This window comes from Paenibacillus sp. G2S3, from assembly GCF_030123105.1.
Classification (GTDB): Bacteria; Bacillota; Bacilli; order Paenibacillales; family Paenibacillaceae; genus Paenibacillus_AQ.
In genome coordinates this window covers 4,531,833-4,548,783 of record NZ_CP126095.1, presented here as the reverse complement: position 1 = coordinate 4,548,783, position 16,951 = coordinate 4,531,833, and the positions used below count along the sequence as shown (strand labels likewise).

Here is a 16,951-nt window from a genome sequence, read left to right as displayed (position 1 = left end):
TGTAAAATGTGGAACAATACATAATAGAACGGCACACGGAGGGATGGCTTTGAATGATTCAAAGTGGACATGGCGCACGGTCAGCCTGATTTCCATAGTAACAACAATAATTCTAATTGTAGGTTTAGTTTATGCGGTCAGAGACATTATCTATCCGGTTGGAGAAGCGTCAGGGACCAACTTACCGCAGCAAACAGCCGCTCCAGCGACGGAGACGGTTAAGAAGCTCAAAGTTGTTGCTCTTGGAGATTCGCTAGCCAAGGGAACTGGTGATAACAGCGGAGATGGATTTGTTAAGCGTATGGTTAGTGGTTTATCCGCTAAAGGTATCGAAGTTGAGTTATTAGGAAATATGGGGATCAATGGTTTAACCACTACAGGACTGCAAAGCAAGCTGGATGAAGATGGTGTGGATTACGCGCTGCACTTGGCGAATGTCATTCTGCTCTCGATCGGAGGGAATGATTTATTCAAGGACTCGAATATTTTGCAGAATAGTGGAGCACTTCAGAGTGAATCCACGACCGATCAAGAGCTGACTCCAGAGTCGTTGTTAGCAGCCCTTCCAGAAGCAGCAGGCAGATTAGGTAAGATTCTGGAGAAGATCAATGAGATCAATCCGAATGCTCAAATTTATTATATGGGGCTATATAACCCCTTTGGAGATATACCAGATCTACTTCTACCAGGTAATCAGGCGGTAGCGAAGTGGAATAATGCGGCAATGGATATTATTAATAAACACAGCAACATGACCCTGGTTCCTACCTTCGACTTGTTTAACAAGCATTTGGACAAATACTTATCAACCGATCATTTTCATCCGAATGGGGATGGATATCAGCGAATCGGAGAGCGATTCATTCAGGCTATACATTAGAAGACAGGTGAGAGCCAGTTTTCTAAGGAAGATGATGTGTGTTAGATAGAATATCCTTTGAGCAAGTACTAGCCGAGGAAATGACAGTAACAAGGAGCTAAGCAGAATATGACAAAAGCGAACAGTGGAGAATCGAGCCCGGTCGTCTTGTCTGTTGACGGGGTTCGGAAAAAAATAGGGCGAAAGTGGATTATAGATGATGTAACGTTTGATGTGAGAGAAGGAGAGATTTTTGGCTTCCTCGGGCCCAATGGAGCTGGGAAAACAACTACGATTCGAATGCTTGTCGATTTGATTCGTCCCAGCGAGGGCAAGATTACGGTATGTGGTTACAATGTGAACCGAAATCCGGAAAAGGCATTGCAATTTGTTGGCTCTATCGTTGAGAACCCTGAGGTATATACTTATTTGACGGGATGGGAGAATTTACAGCATTTTGCCCGCATGCAGCCTGGTATAGATAATGCACGTATTAGCGAAGTTGTAGATATCGTTCGTTTAGATCAACGAATCCATGATAAGGTAAGTACATATTCACTTGGGATGAGACAACGTCTTGGTATAGCGCAAGCGCTTCTCGGACGTCCGCGTCTGCTTATTTTGGACGAGCCTACAAATGGCCTTGATCCTAAAGGCATTAAGGAGTTAAGAGAGTTTATACGTAAGCTGGCTGATGAGGGTTTGGCGGTATTTGTATCGAGCCATTTACTTAGCGAAATTCAGCTTCTCTGTGACCGTGTAGCGATTATTAGTAAAGGGCGTGTATTGGCGGTAGGTGCGGTAGATGAGCTGATCGCTCGAAATTCGCCGTATGTTCTTTGGGAGCTGGAGCCTTTTGCTGAAGCTCGGGGAATACTGGCTGAGCGCACAGATATTCAGATTCAGAATCTGGAAGACGTTACCTTGGATGATTCTATTATTGCTGGTATGGGACCGAGTTCTTTAATCACGATTATGGATCAGGATTTGATCCCCGAGATTGTGGCAGTCATGGTGACTGCTGAAATCGAAGTTAGGGCTGTGCATAAAATCAATCCGACACTGGAACAGCTATTCTTGAAACTAACGGAGGGTGAGAACGTTGAATAATATGCTTCCGCTAATCCGTAATGAATGTTTAAAAATCATTAAAAAGAAACGGTTTTATGTTATACTGCTGATTCTGATTGTTCTGGTGCCTATGTTCACCTACGCTCAAATGCGCTCAGCTGAGCGTAGCCGAGATAAATTCAACTCCGATTGGCGCTTGGAGATCCAGCAGCAGATCATTGATAATCAAAATTCATTAGGCAGTGACCGAATTCCAGAGGAATGGAAGACTTATCGGCGAATATTTGTACAGCAGCTTCAATATTACCTTCACCATGATGTGAATCCGAATGAGCCGAGCGGCGTTACCTTTACCCGTGAGTTTATGGATAATTCGGTTACTTTATTTATTCCGCTGCTTATAATGGCGGTAGCCTCGGACTTAGTCTCTGCAGAGCGAACTACAGGGACAATCAAAATGCTGCTGACAAGGCCGGTTAAGCGCTGGAAAATCTTGTTTAGCAAATTGGCGGCATTGCTTATGTTTGTCTCACTCATCGTACTCTCCACATTTGTGATCAGCTACCTGATCTCTGGTCTGGCTTTTGGATATAAGGGCTTTAATATCCCTGTCTTTACAGGCTTTAAGATCAGTGGAGACTCGGTGGATATGTCTACTGTACATGCAGTACCACAGTGGAAATACATGCTTATGCAAGGTGGATTGGTCTGGTTCGTAAGCGTCGTAGTTGCCCTGCTTGCTTTTATGATCTCTGTACTTGTAAGGAGCACTGCTGCTAGTATAGTGGTCATGATGGCAGCGCTGATAGCTGGGAATATTTTGACCAATATGGCTTCAGCCTGGACAACAGCGAAATATTTATTTATGGTAAATCTTGGACTGACCGGCTATTTGTCAGGAACTCCCGCACCCATAGAGGGGATGTCCTTGTCATTTTCTATGGCTGTGCTGGCAGTATGGGGGGCTGTTTCGGTGATCATTTCATTCGCCGTCTTTACGAAAAGGGATATTTTGAATTAGAATGTACAAAGTGACGAAAACGTTTGTTTGCATTTTTAGAAATATAAGAACGTATAAGTTTTGCACCTATACTTTATATCTTATGTTTCTCGCTAAAAGGCTTACCGTCCTTATGAGGACGCCGAAGGCGCTAATGCTTTAGTATAGAGAAAAGAAGGAGGAGCATGAATGCTCGAACAGATCGATATGTTTGCTGAAGTTTCTAATAACGGCGAGAATGGCCGTACTGGATACGATGCTGACGACATTCAAGTGCTCGAAGGTCTGGTTGCAGTACGCAAACGACCTGGCATGTATATCGGCAGTACAAGTTCTTCGGGACTACATCATCTAGTATGGGAAATTGTAGATAATGCTGTGGATGAGCATCTAGCCAAGTATTGTACGAAGATTGACTTACTACTTCGCAAAGATGGCTCAGTAACAGTGACTGACAACGGCCGTGGAATTCCAACTGGAATGCATAAGACAGGAGTGCCAACGCCGCAAGTTGTATTTACAATTTTACATGCAGGCGGTAAATTCGGTGGATCTGGTTACAAGAAATCAGGCGGTTTGCATGGCGTAGGGGCTTCAGTAACGAACGCTTTGTCTGAATGGCTCGAAGTAGAGATTTATCGTGAGGGCAAAATCCATCGTCAACGTTTTGAATATTGGGTGGACAAGAAGGGGAAAGAGCATGTTGGCGAACCAGTAACGGGCCTTGAAATTCTAGGCAACACCAACAAAACCGGTTCGAAAATTACTTTTAAACCGGATATTCGCGTCTTTCCAAATGGAATTGCCCTGAATTATGACACGCTGGCAGAGCGGGTACAGGAGATTGCCTTTCTGAATTCCGGTCTGCGTATTACGCTGCATGATGAGCGGAGCAATCGTCAGGACGAGTTCTTTTACGAGGGTGGAGCAAGCCAATTTGTACAATTCCTGAATGAGGGCAAGGATGTTCTGCATGATGTTATTCACTTCAGCGCAGAAAAGGACGATATCGAAGTGGAAGTGGCTCTTCAGTACAATGGAGGCTATACGGAAACCTTGGCTTCTTTCGTTAACTCCATTCCTACTCGTAGCGGGGGTACTCATGAGACGGGCTTTAAGACTGCGTATACTCGTGTGTTAAATGACTATGCCCGCCGTACACAGTTGCTTAAAGAAAAGGATAAGAATTTAGAAGGAAATGATTTGCGCGAAGGTATGATGGCTGTTATTAGTGTCAAGATGTCCGAGGTTGAATTTGTTGGACAGACGAAGGATCAGCTCGGTAGTGCTTCTGCTCGTAGTGCAGTAGACTACATCGTATCTGAGAATATGGCTCGTTTCCTGGAAGAAAACCCACAGGTTGCACAGAGTCTTTTGAAAAAATCGATTCAGGCTTCGAAGGCTCGGGAAGCGGCTCGCAAAGCCCGCGATGAGATCCGTACAGGTAAGAAACGTAGCGAGAGCTCGAATCTTGGTGGGAAATTGTCACCTGCGCAGTCCAAGGACGTTACACGTACTGAGCTGTTCATCGTAGAAGGAGATTCGGCCGGTGGATCAGCGAAGCAAGGTCGTGATTCAAAGATCCAGGCTATCTTGCCGCTAAAAGGAAAACCGATGAATCCGGAAAAAGCCAAGCTGCTGGATATCCTGAAGAACGATGAATATAAAGCGATCATTTCCACGATTGGTGCAGGAATTGGTCCAGACTTTACTGTCGAAGACAGCAATTATTCCAAAATTATCATTATGACCGATGCGGATACAGATGGGGCGCATATTCAGGTGCTGCTGCTGACATTTTTCTATCGTTATATGAAGCCGTTAATAGATGCTGGAAAGGTCTTTATCGCCCAGCCACCGCTTTATAAGCTGACCCGCAAGACGGGCAAGCTCGAAACTGTAAGGTATGCATGGAGTGATGAAGAACTGCAAAATTATTTAAAGGAATTCGGCAAAAACTTCGAGCTTCAGCGTTATAAAGGATTGGGCGAAATGAACCCCGATCAGCTATGGGAAACGACGATGAATCCAGAGTCGCGTACGCTGCTTCAGGTGCAGATTGAGGATGCTGCTAAGGCCGAGCGTCGTGTTTCTACACTGATGGGTGATAAAGTCGATCCTCGTAAACGTTGGATTGTTGAAAATGTCGATTTCACTGAAATTGTAGAGTAGTTGCAGTGTGTAGTGCTGCAAGTGACGATAATCCCGATTTTCAAAAAGCTTGGTGATTCTTGGAACGTAGGGGAATTTTGGAACTGTAGGAGCGATAGCGTTCGCCTTTGTTTCCGGATTTTATCCGCAATTAGCGGTTATAATCAAAAAATCTGGAAACAACAGTGACCGGAAGTCCAAAAATCCCTGGAGTGTTCATGAGAATCATCACACTATTTTAAAACGGGCAGTTTGAGGAACAGAAGGTGAGCAAAGTGAGTAGTTTATCAGAACAATTTTTGCCGGCTTTTCTGGAAGAGGTCGTCGGTGACCGCTTTGGTCGGTATTCCAAATATATTATTCAGGACCGGGCGATTCCCGATGTACGCGATGGACTTAAGCCTGTACAGCGCCGGATTCTTTATGCGATGTACGATTCTGGCAATACGCCTGACAAGCCATACCGCAAGTCAGCCAAAACCGTCGGGGATGTAATGGGTAATTACCATCCACATGGTGACTCCTCGATTTACGATGGTATGGTTCGTATGGCACAGCCATGGAAGATGGGGCATGTACTTGTTGACGGTCACGGCAACTGGGGCTCGATGGACGATGACCCAGCTGCGGCAATGCGTTATACAGAAGCGCGGCTATCTCCGATTGCAATGGAGATGATGCGAGATATCGAGAAGCGGACGGTACTGTTTAAGGACAACTTTGACAATACAGCCAAAGAGCCTGTTGTTGTACCTTCTCGTTATCCGAATCTACTTGTAAATGGCACGAGTGGGATTTCCGCAGGTTTTGCCACTGAGATTCCGCCACATAACCTACGTGAGGTTATTGATGCTTGTATCGCAGTGATGCAGAAACCGGATATTGAGCTTGAAGATATCATGACCTTTATGAAAGGTCCGGATTTCCCTACAGGCGGCACTATTATGGGCGGAGACGGCATTATGGATGCTTACCGCACAGGAAAAGGCCGTATTTATTTACGCTCCAAGACTGAGATCGAGAATATGCGTGGCGGCAAGCAACAAATCGTGATTACAGAAGTTCCATTCCAGATTGTAAAATCACGACTGGTTACCTCCATGGAGAATATTCGGTTAGAGAAGAAGATCGATGGCATTGCTGAAGTGCGTGATGAGAGTGGACGAGAAGGACTTCGGATTGTAGTTGAACTTAAGAAAGAAGCGGATGCCCAAGGCGTTTTGGCATATCTGCTCAAAAAAACCGATCTTCAAATCACCTATAACTTCAATATGGTGGCGATCGTCAACAAAGCTCCGCAACAGCTTGGTCTTAAAGCCATCCTGGAGGCCTATATCGCGCATCAGCGTGAAGTAGTGACTCATCGCACCCAATTTGATCTGGAGCGCGCAGAAGACCGTGCTCATGTCTTAGAAGGCTTGGTTAAAGCGCTGAATATTCTAGATGAGATCATCGCTGCCATCAAAGCATCGAAGAACCGGCAGGATGCTCAGAACAATCTCGTGTGGATGTTCGGCTTCAGTGAACGTCAAGCGGATTCCATCCTTACCTTGCAGTTGTATCGTCTGACCAATTTGGAGATTACCTCTCTCCAAAAAGAATTGGATGAAATGATGGCAAAGATTACACATCTGCGTGGCATATTGGAAAGTGACAAGAAGCTCGTAGCTGTTATCCGCAAGGAATTACTGGAGATCCGCGACAAATACGGGATCGATCGCCGTTCGCTGATCCAAGGCGAAGTAGAGGAGCTTAAGGTTAGCCTTGAAACGCTGGTGAACGCGGAGGAAGTGTTAGTTGCACTTTCAGCTGATGGTTATATTAAGCGAACTAGTATGCTTTCCTTTACCCGTTCTGGTGGTGAACGTCAAACTTCAGGGGTTAAAGAGGGCGATCATATCGTCAAGCTGCTTGATGTAAATACCCGTGATAGTTTATTGGTATTTACGCGCAAGGGACAGTACTTCTTGCTTCCTGTTCATCAGATTCCAGAGTTTAAATGGAAAGAACCTGGTACAGCGATTGTTAACGTTATCGGATTGTCTAAAGGGGATGGCATCATTAGCGTGATTCCGGTCAATAATCTTGATGATCCGCAGCAAAGTCTAGTGTTTATCACCCGCAGAGGTCAGGTTAAGCGTACAGAGCTCAAGGAATACTCTACAAGCCGTTCTGGAGCCGTAGCAGCCTGTAAGGTAGCTGATGGGGATGAGATCATTACAGTGGCTACTAGTACGAATGACAAGGACATTGTACTCGTGACTCGTGAGGGAATGAGTATTAGGTTCCATGAGAATGAAGTTAATCCTATGGGGCGTGTTGCATCCGGTGTAAGAGGCATTCAGCTTCGTGAGGGCGATGAGGTGATTTCTTCCTTCTGGGTTAGTGAAGATGAAGGTGAGATCCTTTCCATCTCCGATATCGGATATGCGAAGCGTTCACTGCTAGTGGATTATCCATCTCAAAGTCGTGGTGGCAAAGGGATGCCAACCTTTGAATTTAAGGAAGGCAAGCGAGTACGACCAAATGGCAGCAGATTGGCGGGGGCCTACTATTGCAGAGAGCCGCTGGAACTGAATGCAATTACACGGGAGAATGCACATCATACGTTCTCTTCTGAATCTGCACCACTTGGAGAACGTCGTTCTACAGGCAAACAGATTGTTCCCGTGGAGAAAAAGGATGAGATTGTTAATCTTTTCCCAGCAGTTAAGTAAAACAAAAACTAGTAATAAACAGATTTGTTAAAATATCTTATCAAGGTGCTTAGTCAATTCTTCTTGAGAAATGACTAGGCACCTTTTTTAATTTTCTCGCTGATCAGTTTAGAAGATTTATTTTTCTTCTTTTGCAGGAAATGGAATTTGTTTCGCGAAAATGTAGTTATACCGGATAGAACCGCAAGGAAAGGAAGGAATCAGTGTGCACGCTTCTGAATTCAGTAAAATTTGGCATAAAATTTTAAAAGATTACAAACTACATATGGATAGTAATCTTGCCCCATCGCTAACGGATGCCCAACTCACAGTACTTGAACTGCTTCAGGAACGTGATGCCATGAAGCCTTCTGATCTGGCTCCACATCTGGCGACCAGTCCTGCAGCGGTTACTATGTTACTTGATCGGATGGAGAAAAATGGGCTTATCATTCGGGAGAGAGATGCTGCGGATCGCCGTATTGTATGGGTGAGTATAACGGAAATTGGAACGCAGGAGACTGCACGTGGTTTGAAGATCCGAAGTGATTTTTTTGCAGAAGCGCTTGATCCGATTTCCTCTCATAACCAACAGCTACTACTCTATTTAATGGGCAAAATGGTTGTTACAACTACACCGGAGGGTTCTACACCATGAATAATCAGGGTGACAAGGGCCGGAGAGATAGATTGAGGTACAAGCTTGCGATGACAAGCCATTAATAAAGTACAACAACGCTTAATTTCAAAAAAAGAAGGCCATCCATTAATGGATAGCCTTCTTTTGTAATTCCTTGGACCATAAATCCCAAGGATGGGTTTGCGGGGGCAGGGAAATAAGTTCTACTTCTTCTTTAGTTACAGGGTGGGGAAAGCCTACAAGTGCAGACCACAGTGCAATTTGCTGTCCAGGTCTGTTCACTGAAGCCCCATACTTCTGATCACCGTATAACGGGCAGCCAATGGAGCTAAGCTGCACTCGAATTTGGTGTGAACGACCGGTAAGCAAATCGATCTTGAGCAGGCTATAGCCCTCTGCACTGCCAAGCACCGTGTAATCCAGAATAGCCTCCTTACCGCCGGGTGTTCCTTTCCGGACTACAGTGACGGTATTGCTCTTGGCGTCTTTAAGCAGTGTATCGGTAAGACGGCCATGAGATGCTGGTGGTTTTCCGTGCACGACCGTTAAGTACACCTTATGAAAGCTGTGAGTTCTGACACACTCGGATAGTCTTGAGGCTGCTTTAGAAGTCTTGGCGAAGATCATTGCACCCCCAACCGGTCGATCCAAACGGTGGACCAGACCCATATAGACGTTGCCGGGCTTATTGAAACGTTCCTTCACATCTTCTTTGAGCAGGTTCAGCAGATCAGGATCCCCAGTAGCATCCTCCTGAACAGGAATATTCACAGGCTTCACAATACCGAGAAGATGGTTATCTTCGTACAATATTTCAAATCGCTGTGATCCTCCGTCCAGCGGCTCATTGCTGCCAGATAAATGCTGTGTCATGGCTTACGCCTCCCAGCGTCCCAGAATACCGCATGGCAGATTCATACCGGAGGAAGTAATCGGAAGACCGATTTCACCAGAGGTGAGCTTTCCACCATAACGTTTGCCCATAGTCATAGACAACATATTACGTAGTACGGTTGGAGAGATTCCGGTAGTGTAAGAATTGATTAGCATAAACAAAGGCTTATCGCTCATAATTTGCATACAGCTCTCAAGGAATGGATATAAGCTGGATTCCAGCTTCCACATTTCTCCGCCAGGTCCTCTTCCATAGGAAGGCGGGTCCATAATAATCGCATCATACTTACTACCACGACGTTGTTCACGTTGTACGAATTTGAATACGTCATCCGTGATGTAGCGAACTGGACGCTCGCCCAGGCCGGACAGCTGTACATTTTCCTTCGCCCATTGCACCATACCTTTAGCTGCATCCACGTGAACTACAGAAGCGCCAGCACTTGCTGCGGCTACAGTAGCTCCACCAGTGTAAGCAAATAGATTTAGCACTGAGATTGGCCGGTTAGCAGCTGCAATCTTGTCCATCATCCAGCTCCAGTTAGCCGCTTGTTCAGGAAATAACCCTGTATGCTTAAAATTCGTAGGACGCAGGTGGAATTTTAATTTACCGTAACTAATCTTCCAGTCATCCGGAATCGTTTTTTTCATTTCCCATTGTCCACCACCAGCTGAGGAACGATGATAATGACCGTGTACATCACGCCATTTCGCTGTCTCATTGGAGAGCGGCCAAATAATTTGTGGATCAGGACGGCGCAGGATAATGTCACCCCAACGTTCAAGCTTCTCTCCACCGCCAGTGTCAATTACTTCATAGTCTTTCCAGTCGCTAGCTATATACATTTTTTAATCCATCCTTCAAAAATTCATTTAGCCTTTATTGTACATCATTTCACCATATAGCTACAAACAAAATACGCACAAGCCCAACACTCTACTTATTTTATCCAATGAAGATTATGTGTATAATATTTCCATACTCACAGCTATTATTCTGGCATAACAAGCAACTATTGTGTATGATCAAATGTCATAGTCCTTACAATATTTACGATCGGAGAACAGCAGCTTATGTTCAATCTCGCACCTCTATATTTCCCGATAACTGCAAATCCAGCACAAACTAGTGAATTTCTACCCAGTCAAGCTTTGCGGCCATATATTCGCTGTTTCTGGGGCTCTGTTACACCTCCTATTCGCACAGAGGCATCCGTTCACGTAGTGGACAAGACATCTGGTTACGAACCTCGAATGGAAACAATTATTCCAGATACATGCATGGACATTATTTGGGATTTAGATAAATCAACCGGGATAGCAACATCTGTTTTTTCTGGCATCAATGATGCTCCATTTGAAGTGCCTTCAGACAGAGGGGAAGGTATGATTTCGCGATTCGGTATCCGATTTCATTTCTGGGCCGTTCATTTTTTTACGGATGACCATCTCCGGGATGTCTTGAATGCATTTGTGGATGTGGACCAATACTTTGGTACTTTTAAGAGAGAGTTAGGATTACTGCTGGAACAAGAAAATTCTATGATGGAAAGGATAGCGGCGGCTGAGGCTTATCTAATTCAGCGTCTTGAGCGTGGTGGACGTTCTAATGATCGGATGATGAATGCAGTTTATACCCTAATTAAGCAAAAGGGTGTAGTAACAGCTGAGGATTTGGAAGCCAGCTCTAATCTAAGTAGACGTCAACTAGAAAGACTGTTTCAAGAATACATAGGTGTATCACCTAAAAAAACAGCTGACCTTGTGCGATTTCAGAATGTATGGCGAGAAATGTATCAACTGCCTGCGCAGACGAAGAATATGCAGGATCTTATTTTTGCGTATGGATTCAGTCACCAGCCTCATTTTATTAATAGTTTCAAGAAATATGCAGGAAGAACACCCCTTGACGCTTTGGTCTATGCTGGCAGATAAATGTCGCAATTTTGCAATACAAAGGGTGCTACCCTTGTTAAACTAGACCTAAGTAAGAAATTGACACTATGATGATGAGAATGAAAGGGGATAAATTATGATTTCGTCTTTTGAAGGTACAAACATCTACACTAAGGATACTGCAGCGTTGGCTGCATTTTATTCGGAGGTGCTAGGTATTCCAATCCCGTTTGAAGGCTATGGCAATTTTGATGGGGCAAAGATTGGATTCGACAAAAAACAGCCTGGAATCATCATTTGGGATGCGACGAAATGGGAAAAGCTCACGACTGGCTTTGTTAATTTAGTATTCGGCTGCGATAATCTCGATGAGACGTATGAGCAGTTAAAGGCTAAGGGGCTGGATTGCCAGCCACCGGTTACGATGGCATATGGCGGGAAAGAAATGAACTTCCGCGATCCTGAGGGTAACCACATTACCTTGCTCGAAGGAGCATACTAATTCAATATTGCGCAAAAATAAGGATCGAACGCAAACGTAACCGTGTGAATAACCGGGTGTTTGCGTTTTTTATTTATTTTATTCATTTGACAATGATAATCATTATCAAATAGAATGAGGGTGAAGCACACATCATTTAAATTTTATGTTTAGTAATGGGAGGAACAGAAAGATGACTAAAGTGCTAGTGGCATATGCAAGTTTAACTGGAAACACTGAGGAAATGGCTGAATTGATTGTAGAGGGAATACGCCAAGCAGGAGGTGAAGCCGTTTTGAAATCGGTCACTGAATGCAATGCGGTTGAGATAAATTCATATGAAGGCGTTCTGCTAGGAGCATACACTTGGGGAGATGGAGAGCTTCCAGATGAAGCTCTAGATTTCTATGACGAGATGGATGAGCTTGATTTGACCGCTATGAAGTCAGCAGTTTTTGGTAGTGGAGACACAGGTTACGCGATTTATTGTGGAGCCGTGGACTTAATCGTGGAGAAGTTAAAGGAACGTGGTGCTGTAATATTACAGGATAGCCTAAAGATTGAATATGGACCGAACGCTGCTGAAAAAGAAGCTTGCCGTCAATTTGGTCGTCAATTTATCGAAGCTTGTATGGTGGCATCATAGGATGGGCGGGCCAGCGGGAAGTTTGATGAAGAAACCAATGAATTTACATACGCCTCCGTATAAACGACTGCATGATTATCGAGTGGAGCACATTATGCTTGGTGGGGCCGAGAATTTATCAAGCGGCGCTCAAGCGACCGGGCTCCCACGCTGGCGCCAGCAGGTTCAATATGCTGTAGGGCATACACTTAACGACTTTTATAGTTTGCTGCCTGAAGTTCGTAGGGAGACGCCGATACAATTTCTATTAGAGCGTCGGTGGCCTCCTAGGGGGGATGCTTTTCCTTCATTGCTGCAATATTGGGATATCAAGACGAGTATAGCGGATGAATTAATGCGTATCGTTTCGACCAAACATCTAGAGGAAATTCCGGTAATGCTATACGAGCAGTGGTATGTGCCTGTCCCGGAGCTGAATTTGGAGCTTTCGATGATTACTCAATTAGCTTGGAATTCTACTCAGAAGGGTCGAAGCCTGAACATTCAGAAATTTATGGTGAATGGCAATGAGGATACTATTGCGGGCTTTTTGCATATGACTAACGTCTTTTGTTATGCAGCTTACGGTGAACCTGCGGAGACCGTCGAAATATACTCCCTACTAGAGGGTCGTAAATACTCTTACAAGGGAAATGCTGTCCCGTATAAGGAGTCTTTGGATTATGTTCGATTGTTATCTGTATTTCTGGATCAGGAAGTGCACGCTGATGCCTCATTAAGCTGCAGTGACCGTAGAAATGATAGAGGCGAAGCTAATGTTGGAGGCTTTGGGCTCATGTGATTACTCTAATCATAAAAAAAGGCCTCCTGCTCTACTGGCGAAAATCGCCCATTAGACAGGAGGCTTTATTTCTATGGATTAGCCGATATAACGGTAATAATCCTGTTTATTCTGAATGACAAAGCCACAGCTTTCATATAGCTTAAGCGCATTCGGATTATCTAGAGCAACCTCGAGATTAACTCCATTATAGTTTTTACGTTCTCGTTCGATCGTTTGAAGAAGTGCACTTCGACCAATACCAAGCCCCCGTAGCTTCTTGCTGACGGTAAATCCATAAATCCAGGTTTCATTATCTTCGGTCCACAGCCGCATTTTACCCACAGGTTGTCCGTCCATTTCGATCATAATATGTTCTTGCAGGCCTTCCTGTTTCTGCAGGTCATAGAGTTCGGCGGCATCTTCTGTCTTTATGTCAAAGCCGCCACAATCCAGCTCGACAAGAATAGGAGCTTCGTCTTCACGAGCAGGTCGTAAGATCACAGTCCCTGTCGCTGAGCTTGCTTCAGAAGAAGCAACTGTATTTCCGCCCCATTTCATTTGGTATTCCGCATGATTAAACTGTAGAGGTAGTGTTTGCAGGAATGCAGCTCCAGATGATGAGGCTGCGGGAGCATTTAGCAGTAGGGTAGTAACATTGTTACGTTTGATAATAGTCTGAGCTCGGTTCCACAGAGAGGTGAAGATCCCCCGTCGACGGTAACCTGGTCGAACCATACCACAAACTTCCATATCGCTTCCGAATCCATAAAGTCCTAAGAAGCCGACGAGTAAATCATCTTCATAGGTCACGAGCCATTCCGTATCCCCTACGCTTGATGGCTGGCGAAGCATTTCCCAATTCAATTTCAGTGAGATTCCGTCATATTGCTCACAGCGTTCTTGTAATTCTTCTATGTTTTTCAAAGTATCAGTAGTAGTCAAACCCGTTTCCTCCTAAAGTGTATTTGAACTAAGTGTATTAGTTCGTATAGGTTAATAAAGCTTTACGGAAACGGGAACGGAGATCAGTCTCGCTCGCCTGTGTTCCCGCTCAGCACGTCCTTATACTCCGGATGCTTCTCGAATTGATGAGCTGCATAGGAGCACACAGGAACAATTTTCAAATTTTCACTTCGAGCTTTATCTACAACAGCCCGTACAAGTTCTTCACCGGTACCTTGACCGCGCAGTTCCTCAGAGACACGAGTGTGGTCAATGACCAATTCCCCAGCCTCTTTATCCAAACTGTATGTGATCTCGGCAAGGTCCTTACCGTCATTCGCAACAAAAAAACGTCCTGTTCCATTTTGAATTTGCATCTTATGGCTTCACTCCTAAATTGTTATTGCCTATATTTTACTACCACGATTTGCAAAAAGCGAGGAATGTAGCAGATCCAATGCTCGCTCTGGACGTTTGATAACGTTCTACAGGTGATTTATCGAGGAAGTTAGGATTACTGGTGTAAACAATGCTCTCCTGTTACTAAGGGCAGCTGCTTTGCTTTGTATTGTTTGGTATGGGAGTAAACTGGTTTTGCGAATGGGGACAGGAGGCAGACGTGATCGTGTGACCTTAGGCGATCCGAGAAGGTGGGGGGCTGGAATTTCTGGACAAGCTGGTGTGCTGGATATACAGGCCGAACTGGACTTTACTGGCGCTCGGGCATGCCGGAGGAAATTTGCGACAGCCCGGCACTTGGTATTTTCGGAGGCTTCAAAGCTTTGAAGCTTAAAAGTGCGCTAATTCCTCTGCATGCTCAATACTCCCGAAATCATTATCACCCGCTGGAGCTTTCGGACTCAGTAGACGTTATTAGCACATTTTTTTACCTTTTGAGTAAAGTTTCGGACTCCAGTGCAACTATTCCTTTGGAAAAGGCTAAAAATAGTTACTTTTACTTCATTAGCGCCCATGGAGTCCGATAGCGCACTAAAAGTGGGATAATACTGCGTATAGGGTCCACTGTGTCCGATAGCGTCGAATCAAATCACCCGCTGAAGCCATCGGACCCAGATGACGTTATTAGCACATATTTTGCTTTTTGAGTAAAGTTTCGGACACCAGTGCAGCTATCTCTTGGCAAAATGCTAAAATTAGTTACTTTTTACGTCATTAGCGCCCCTAGAGTCCGATAGCGTACTAAAAGTGGGATAATACTGCGTATAGGGTCCACTGAGTCCGACAACGTCGAAAAATAATTGCCTGCTAGAGTAATTGGACTCAGATGACGTTATTTGCAAATTTTTTACCTTTTGAGCAAAGTTTCGGACACCAGTGCAACTATTCCTTAGGAAAAGGCTAAGATTAGTCACTTTTTACGTCAATAGCGCCCATGGGGTCCGATAGAACCCTAAATTGGGAGAAATGCTGCTTATAAGGTCCATTGTGTCCGATAGCAGCTTCGTACGCGTATGTGTTCACTGATGGAACCGCACTGGAATGTGTGAGGTGGTGGAATCGTGCGGCTATATTTCAGCCATGGAACTGCACTGGAATGTATATTGCTGTAGGGTCCGTCCGCGGATGTGTTCACCATAGACATCGCACTGAATTTGTCCTACAGCATTATTATAAGAGCAGCGATCCTGTTGCTCAGACACTCACAAACAAAATAAAATCAACGTGAGATGCAAATAAATTCTGAAGTCAAACAGCAGTCATACAGCAACTAATGAATTTTTATGCACTCCCATTTATAGAGTAGCTTGCGTATTCTCAGGATAATACAATAAGATTAAGAGAATATCTCACTACTGAAAAGAACCGCTAGCAGGAGGAATCGTTGTGGAATACAAGGTTGAGGTTGAATTTGGATCGATTTATGAATTATTGAACAGCTTACATACTTATCTCTGCAAAAAATCCTATAAGAAGATTGATCTAGGGGGAGCGTGGGTTAACGAAATCGAAAGCACCCTTAGTGAAGAGCTGCTATCTCGTCTGAAGGAAACCGAACTAAACAATGAGTGGAAAATGTTGAATCTGCTCATTTACTGTTGTCCATTCAAGGATGATGTAGACAGTGTGCTAAACTGGATTGAAGGGTTATCTGTTGGCGAGTTATATGAGACCTTATCAAAATATGTAAAGGTATTTCCAAGCCATATGGAGGATTACCGTAATCGCGTAGTATTTTTACTCTCCGAATGGAACCGCCAGTACTTTAGTCAATGCAACCCTGCCATTCTGAGCAAATTACAGCAGCATGTAGATTTAAAGAACATGGAGCTTAATGAACTGGAAACGGCTGATTTTGTGAACAAGACGACCAACGGATTTTACTTCATTCCCACGGATGGGCTCAAGAAGCTCGTTCTGATTCCGCAGTATCATTTTCAGCCTGCTAATATCATTTATTGCTACGGTGAATTAACGATCTGTCATTATGCGGCTTGGATTTCGATAGAGAACGAGGAAATTTCACCTTTTATGTATAGAGCCATTCGCAGTCTGAGTGAAAAAAGCCGCCTGAAAATCCTCCAAGCCCTTAGCAGTGGCCGCAAAACGTTTACCGAAATCGTAAAGCATGCGGGAATCTCGAAGGGGATCGTTCATGATCATATTTTTAATCTTCGTTGTGCAGGTTTGCTTCATGCCTATATTGAAGGGGAGAATGTCACTGGATATAGTCTGCGTCTGGAAGGCATTCATCGGATGAACGAGCAGCTATTTGAGTATTTAAAATAAAGATTTCGAAAAAATATTACGGTCTGAAAGTCAGAATTCTCTTATGCAGAGAGGGTTTTGGCTTTTTTTATTTGTTTTAATATTTGCATAATTCTGTTTGTAGAGAATTTTTTTGAAGTTCTCTCTTTACAGAACTCAAAAACCTTTCTATAATGAACATCAGA

General features: G+C 44.3%; 16 protein-coding genes. 12 read left to right on the top strand and 4 right to left on the bottom strand.

Annotation, left to right across the window (positions count from 1 at the left end):
* The first annotated feature begins 43 nt into the window (after window positions 1–43).
* The 6 genes from QNH28_RS19970 to QNH28_RS19945 all read left to right on the top strand — a co-directional run bounded on the left by QNH28_RS19970 (window position 44) and on the right by QNH28_RS19945 (window position 8,435).
* Window positions 44–880, top strand: coding sequence for a GDSL-type esterase/lipase family protein (locus QNH28_RS19970; RefSeq protein WP_349655000.1), 837 nt, complete (start codon window positions 44–46; stop codon window positions 878–880).
* A gap of 108 nt (window positions 881–988) precedes the next feature.
* A complete protein-coding gene (locus QNH28_RS19965) occupies window positions 989–1,969 on the top strand; it encodes an ABC transporter ATP-binding protein (protein ID WP_283908239.1) in 981 nt (326 codons plus the stop codon).
* Window positions 1,962–2,951, top strand: coding sequence for an ABC transporter permease (locus tag QNH28_RS19960; protein WP_283908238.1), 990 nt, complete (start codon window positions 1,962–1,964; stop codon window positions 2,949–2,951). Before QNH28_RS19965 ends, QNH28_RS19960 begins: the two co-directional genes overlap by 8 nt.
* Before the next feature lie 168 nt (window positions 2,952–3,119).
* The gene (gene parE / locus QNH28_RS19955; RefSeq protein ID WP_283908237.1) at window positions 3,120–5,102 is read left to right on the top strand and encodes a DNA topoisomerase IV subunit B; all 1,983 of its coding nucleotides are present in this window, start codon (window positions 3,120–3,122) and stop codon (window positions 5,100–5,102) included.
* Window positions 5,103–5,356: 254 nt separating this feature from the next.
* Entirely contained in the window at window positions 5,357–7,798 is a 2,442-nt protein-coding gene (gene gyrA, locus QNH28_RS19950) for a DNA gyrase subunit A (protein ID WP_283908236.1), read from the top strand.
* Window positions 7,799–8,003: 205 nt separating this feature from the next.
* Window positions 8,004–8,435 (top strand): MarR family winged helix-turn-helix transcriptional regulator, encoded by a 432-nt coding sequence (locus QNH28_RS19945; protein WP_094870245.1) that lies wholly within the window; start codon window positions 8,004–8,006, stop codon window positions 8,433–8,435.
* A 108-nt stretch (window positions 8,436–8,543) separates the two neighbouring features.
* Here QNH28_RS19945 and QNH28_RS19940 read toward each other — a convergent pair whose 3' ends face one another.
* Both QNH28_RS19940 and QNH28_RS19935 read right to left on the bottom strand, forming a co-directional pair.
* Window positions 8,544–9,290, bottom strand: coding sequence for an RluA family pseudouridine synthase (locus tag QNH28_RS19940; RefSeq protein ID WP_283908235.1), 747 nt, complete (start codon window positions 9,288–9,290; stop codon window positions 8,544–8,546).
* Between the two features lie 3 nt (window positions 9,291–9,293).
* Window positions 9,294–10,157 (bottom strand): class I SAM-dependent methyltransferase, encoded by an 864-nt coding sequence (locus QNH28_RS19935; RefSeq protein WP_042190039.1) that lies wholly within the window; start codon window positions 10,155–10,157, stop codon window positions 9,294–9,296.
* A gap of 228 nt (window positions 10,158–10,385) precedes the next feature.
* Here QNH28_RS19935 and QNH28_RS19930 point away from each other — a divergent pair, with 228 nt between their 5' ends.
* The 4 genes from QNH28_RS19930 (at window position 10,386) to QNH28_RS19915 (ending at window position 13,115) form a co-directional block, all read left to right on the top strand.
* Window positions 10,386–11,246, top strand: coding sequence for a helix-turn-helix domain-containing protein (locus QNH28_RS19930; RefSeq protein ID WP_283908234.1), 861 nt, complete (start codon window positions 10,386–10,388; stop codon window positions 11,244–11,246).
* 97 nt (window positions 11,247–11,343) lie between these two features.
* On the top strand, window positions 11,344–11,709 hold the full coding sequence (locus QNH28_RS19925) for a VOC family protein (RefSeq protein WP_283908233.1): 366 nt from the start codon (window positions 11,344–11,346) through the stop codon (window positions 11,707–11,709).
* A gap of 172 nt (window positions 11,710–11,881) precedes the next feature.
* Window positions 11,882–12,334 carry a flavodoxin gene (locus tag QNH28_RS19920; RefSeq protein WP_283908232.1) on the top strand — a complete coding sequence of 151 codons (453 nt, stop codon included), beginning with the start codon at window positions 11,882–11,884 and terminating at the stop codon, window positions 12,332–12,334.
* Entirely contained in the window at window positions 12,249–13,115 is an 867-nt protein-coding gene (locus tag QNH28_RS19915) for a hypothetical protein (protein WP_283908231.1), read from the top strand. The genes QNH28_RS19920 and QNH28_RS19915 overlap by 86 nt, the downstream gene beginning before the upstream one ends.
* A 78-nt stretch (window positions 13,116–13,193) precedes the next feature.
* Here the strand turns inward: QNH28_RS19915 and QNH28_RS19910 are convergent, their stop codons facing one another.
* Together QNH28_RS19910 and QNH28_RS19905 are read right to left on the bottom strand one after the other, a co-directional pair.
* Window positions 13,194–14,039, bottom strand: coding sequence for a GNAT family N-acetyltransferase (locus tag QNH28_RS19910; protein WP_283908230.1), 846 nt, complete (start codon window positions 14,037–14,039; stop codon window positions 13,194–13,196).
* 83 nt (window positions 14,040–14,122) lie between these two features.
* Complete coding sequence (locus tag QNH28_RS19905) at window positions 14,123–14,416, bottom strand: GNAT family N-acetyltransferase (RefSeq protein ID WP_283908229.1); 294 nt, start codon at window positions 14,414–14,416, stop codon at window positions 14,123–14,125.
* Window positions 14,417–14,633: 217 nt separating this feature from the next.
* Here QNH28_RS19905 and QNH28_RS19900 point away from each other — a divergent pair, with 217 nt between their 5' ends.
* Complete coding sequence (locus QNH28_RS19900; protein WP_283908228.1) at window positions 14,634–14,825, top strand: hypothetical protein; 192 nt, start codon at window positions 14,634–14,636, stop codon at window positions 14,823–14,825.
* 1,059 nt (window positions 14,826–15,884) lie between these two features.
* A complete protein-coding gene (locus QNH28_RS19895; protein WP_283908227.1) occupies window positions 15,885–16,787 on the top strand; it encodes an ArsR/SmtB family transcription factor in 903 nt (300 codons plus the stop codon).
* Window positions 16,788–16,951: the final 164 nt, after the last annotated feature.